Annotated in this window: 1 pseudogene; it reads left to right on the forward strand. The window is 64.4% G+C overall.

The features are described 5' to 3' along the window. Window positions 1–37: 37 nt before the first annotated feature. Window positions 38–663 (forward strand): annotated as a pseudogene (locus tag DEQ92_RS21210) (hypothetical protein); the annotation flags it as partial.

Genomic DNA, 663 nt, shown 5'->3' on the forward strand with positions numbered 1-663 from the left:
TTTTGAGAGCCCCGGCCAAAAACGGCTGACGCTCAAGGTGGTCGTTCAGGACGACGCGGGCGAGTACTATTCGTACACGTACCCGGTGTACGTCGAAGTGTCCGACCCGACGGTTAGAGCGAGCCTGTCGGCCGGCACGCCCGAAAGCGGGTCTGGAACTGAGCTCACGCTCACGAACTTCGGAAACACGAACCTCACCGACGTCGAGATCGCGGCCACCGCCGATGGGGAGCCGATCGAACGCAACTTCCTGTTCGACGTCGGCCCCGGATCGAGCCAATCGACCGTCTTCGACACCGACGACCTCGAAACAGATACGGTTACGTTCACCGCAACCTACTCCGCCGGCGGAGGTTCCCACACGACGTCGCTCGACGTCGACCTCGACGACCAGACCCCAGTGACGGGCGAAATCCGCCTCACCGGCGTGGAGGTCACCCGGTCCGGCACGGGCATTACTATTCAGGGCGACGCCGCGAACCTCGGGACCACCGACACGCAGTCGGTCCTCGTGCGCGTCCCCGACGCTGACGGTGTGAGCCCTGCGCCCCCGTCGGGTGAGTACTTCATCGGCGCGATCGAGGGCAGCGAGTTCGCTCGGTTCGAGCTAACGGCGCACGCTGAGTCGGACGTGTCGTCGGTCCCCGTCGAAATCTCGTACAT

This window comes from Haloferax sp. Atlit-6N, from assembly GCF_003383195.1.
Taxonomy (GTDB): Archaea; Halobacteriota; Halobacteria; order Halobacteriales; family Haloferacaceae; genus Haloferax; species Haloferax gibbonsii.